Source organism: Paraburkholderia dinghuensis (assembly GCF_003837865.1).
Classification (GTDB): Bacteria; Pseudomonadota; Gammaproteobacteria; order Burkholderiales; family Burkholderiaceae; genus Paraburkholderia; species Paraburkholderia dinghuensis.
Map to the genome: position 1 here is coordinate 1 of NZ_RQIS01000045.1, position 4144 is coordinate 4144.

Sequence of the window (4144 nt, forward strand, 5' to 3'; positions counted from 1 at the left end):
GCACGAGCTGCTGTTCGTACAGGCCGTCGCCGAGGCGCTTTTCCGTGGTCTGCGGATTCAGCCCGAGCTGCTGGAGATAGTAGTCGCTCGAGATGAACGACTTCTGGCTCGTGAAGGCCGGATTCGTCTCGATCAGGTACTGCGCGTTCGGTGCGGTAGCCGGTCTGAACAGACCGCCCTGCGGGATCGTCAGGTTGCTCAGGACATTGACCGCCGTCGCGCTCGCGATGACCGGATTGGTGAGTCCTGTTGAGCCGCTGACCGAGGCCGCGGCGGAGTCCGGGCTGCCCGCACTGCCCTGGACCACTGACGTGGCCCCCGTGTTCGAGCCGCCCGCGCTGCCCTGGATCGCTGATGTCCCGCCCGCGGCCGAGCCATCCGCGCTGCCGCTCACCCCGCCGGCGTTGACTCCGCCCACCGACTGCCCGGGGACCAGGCCGAGCGAGGGAACGCCCGCATTGCCCGCCGTGTTGTTGATGCTGACGCCCGTACCGGAAATCGTGCCGCCCGCTACAAACGTCGATTCGTAGCTGGGCAGTGCGTAGGTGCGGACATCGGCCGGGGCCGCCTGCGTGTAGCCGCCCGGGTTGGAGCCCACGAACGGGGCGTCACCGAACGGCAGCGTCCAGTCCCGGATGCTTTGGTCATAGTTCGCGTAGTGGTAGTAGCCCGAGTACGTGACCTGTACCCCGGGCGCGGTCTGCCCCTGCCAGCTGTCCTGGTCGAGCGTCACGGGCAGCGCAATATTGCCCACGGCCGCGACCGCGCTCCAGTAGTTCTGGAACAGGCCCACCTTCGACGCGTCCAGGTTACCCCCCGCAATGATCTGCGCCTGCGGGCTGATGGAGGCGATCAGGTTCGCGAGCGCCACGCCCGTATAGGTCGTGTTCTGGTAGTTGCTGTTCCACTGGCCACTGCGGGGCGGCATGGTGAACGCCCCGCCAATCATGGTCAGGAAAACCGGATTATCCGGCTGGTACCGCTGGACGTACGGATGACCTGGGTCGCAGTCGGACACCTGGACGGCGGTGCAGCCCGACAGGCTGATGCCGAGTTGCGTCAGCAGGTCCGGATCGACCGGCTGGTTCAGGCCGGTCGTCGTCATCGTTGTCCGGGTGTTCGTCACCTGGTTCGCGGCGAGCGTCATGTCGCCCGCCGACTGGATCAGCCCCGACTGGTTGCGGATGAGGTTGGCGTTCGTATAGTTGCCGTTCGCATCCTTGCCGCCCGCCAGGACCATGGCGCCCAGGCCATAGATTGCCGTGGTCGCCTGCGTATCGGTCATCGTCGTGTCGTCACGGTTCTCGATATCGGGCGCGAGCAGTTCGAGCAGGCCGTTACTGTCCGTCGCGCCGATCAGTGCGGTCGGGCCCACGTTCGACAATGTTTGCGTGGCATTGAGCGAGACGCTGCCGCCGACCATCACGCCCGTATTCTCCAGCGTGGCCGAGTGCGTGGTCAGCGTGCCGCCCGCCATCATCGCGCCGCTGTTCTCGATGTCGTTGGCGTTCACGTCCAGGTTGTTCGCCGCATCCAGCGTTGCGCTGTTGGTGAACGCGCCGGGCAGGGTAAAGGCGAGATCGTGACCGGCGCTGAACTGCAGATCCGGTGTCGGTGTGAAATTGCCCTGTACGGTCACCGCCACGTCATTCATCGCACCGTATGTGCCGCCGCCCGTGAGCGCGGCTGCATTCACGCTCAGGTCATGCGTTGCGCCAATCTGCCCGCCTGTGTTCGTGACCGTGCCGCTTGCCGTGATGCCAACGTCGCCCCCCGGCCCCGCGAAAGTGCCAATCGCGCCGCCGCTGTTATCCACGGTGCCTGCCTGGATCGCGACGTTCGCGCCGCTGACCTGGCCGCCCTGCGTATTGGACAGTGATGACGTACTGACGGCCACGTTGCCGTTGCCGGTGATGACCCCACCGCTGTTGACGGTCTGGCTGCCGCCCTGCACGGTCTCATCGCCCGTGCCGAGGTTGCTGACGAGGCCCCCGGTATTGTCGATAGACGCAGCCTGGATCGCGAGCGTGCTGGCGTCGCTGACACCAACCCCGGCGCCCGTACCGGACTGGATCTGCCCGTTCGTGTTCGTCAGTGCGCCACCGCTTGCGAGCGACAGGGATTCAAGCGCGCGGATCGCGCCCTGGGTGTTGTTCACATTCCCCGCAATGTTCGCGGCGATGTTCCGTTGCGCAGCCAGGACGCCGCCTGCGTTATCCAGACTCCCGGCCTGCGCTGCGATCTGGCCGGCGGTAATGATCTGGCCGCCCGCGTTCGAAATGGAACCCGCACCGTTGCCCGGTGCAATCGTGAGCGTGCCGGTTCCCGCGTCGAGGATTGCCCCGCCATCATTGTCGAGCCTGGCTGGAGCCAGCGTCAGGTTCGTGCTGTTAGTCTGGAGCATGCCGCCGTTCGAGTTGTCGAACGTGCCGCTGACGGCGAAGCCCATGGACGATGCCCCATACTGCGTGATCGTCCCGCCGTGATTGAGCAGATCCGTCGCGCCCAGTGCAAGCTGGTTCGCCTCGATGTCGCCGACGCTGTTGTCGAGCGTCGTAGCGGTCGTGACCGAGAGGTTCGACGCGACCATCGAGCCGCCGCTGTTGGTCAGCGATCCGCTATGGATCGTCCCGTTCGCGGCCGCGCCAATCTGGCCGCCGTTATTGGTCAGCGTCCCGGTCGCGAGGCTCAGGTCCGCATTCGAAAGCAGCCTGCCGTTCGTGTTATCGAGCGTGTTGCCAATCGTTGCCGTCAGGCCGGTCTGGCCGATGACCGTACCTGCCGCGTTGTCGAAAGCTCCGGCCTGCGCCTCGGCCTGCCCGTTGCTCGCAATCGTGCCTCCGGCGTTCGAGAGCGACCCGGCACCGCTACCCGCATCCAGCGTGAGCGTGCCCGTACCCGCATGCGTGATCGTGCCGCCGTCGTTGTCGATCGTGCCTGCCGCCAGCGTGAGGTCCGTACTGTTCGCCTGGAGCGTGCCGCCGTTCGAGTTGTCGAATGTGCCGCTGACTGTAAAGCCCATGGGCGACGTGCCGTACTGCGTGATCGCGCCGCCATGGTTAAGCAGGTTCGTTGCCACCAGCGCAAGCTGGTTCGCCTCGATGTCGCCGCCGCTGTTGTCGAGCATCGTACCGGCGGTGACCGAGAGGTTCGACGCAGCAATCGAGCCGCTGCTGTTGGCCAGCGATCCGCTCTGGACCGTCCCGTTCGCACTCGCGCCGATCTGGCCGCCGTTATTGTCCAGCGTGCCGCTCGCGAGGCTCAGGTCCGCATTCGAAAGCAGCCTGCCGTTCGTGTTGTCGAGCGTGTTGCCGACTGTGGCACTCAGGCCCGTCTGGCCGATCACGGTACCCGCCTCGTTGCCGAACGCTCCGGACCGGGCCACGACCTGCCCGTTGCTCGCAATCGTGCCTCCGGCGTTCGAGAGCGAGCCTGCGCCACTGTCCGCATCCAGCGTCAGCGTGCCGGCACCGGCATGCGTGATCGTGCCGCCATCGTTATCGATCGTGCCAGCCGCCAGCGTGACGTCCGTGCTGTTCGTCTGGAGCGTGCCGCCGTTCGAGTTGTCGAATGTGCCACTGGCGTTGACGCTCATCGGCGAGGCGCCATACTGCGTAATCGTGCCGGCACGATTGACGAGGTCTGTCGCATTGAGCGCAAGCTGGTTCGCCTCGATGTCGCCGCTGCCATTGTCCAGCTTGCCGCTGGTTGTGACTGCCAGACTGGAGGCAGTGATCGAGCCGCCGCCATTCGTCAGCGATCCGCTCTGGATCGCCCCGTTCGCACCCGCGCCGATCTGGCCGCCATCATTGTTCAGCGTACTGCTCGCAAGACTCAGGTCCGTATTCGATAGCAGCCTGCCGTTCGTGTTGTCGAGCGTGTTGCGGGTCGTTACCGTCAGGCCGGTCTGGCCGATGACTGCCCCCGCTGCGTTGTCGAACGCACCGGCCTGGGCCGCAACCTGCCCGTTGCTGGCAATCGTGCCCCCGGCGTTCGAGAGCGTTCCTGTGCCACTGCCCGCAACCAGCGTGAGCGTCCCGGTCCCCGCATGCGTGATCGTGCCGCCGTCGTTATCGATCGTCGCCGATGCAAGCGCGAGGTCCGTACTGCTGGTCTGCAGCGTTCCGCCTGCCGAATTGTCGAG

At 65.9% G+C, this 4144-nt stretch carries 1 protein-coding gene; it reads right to left on the bottom strand.

What is annotated here, in order from left to right; translation table 11 throughout:
• The coding region (locus tag D1Y85_RS26785) for a beta strand repeat-containing protein (RefSeq protein ID WP_148089158.1) at positions 1–4144 on the bottom strand (4144 nt) is incomplete at both ends.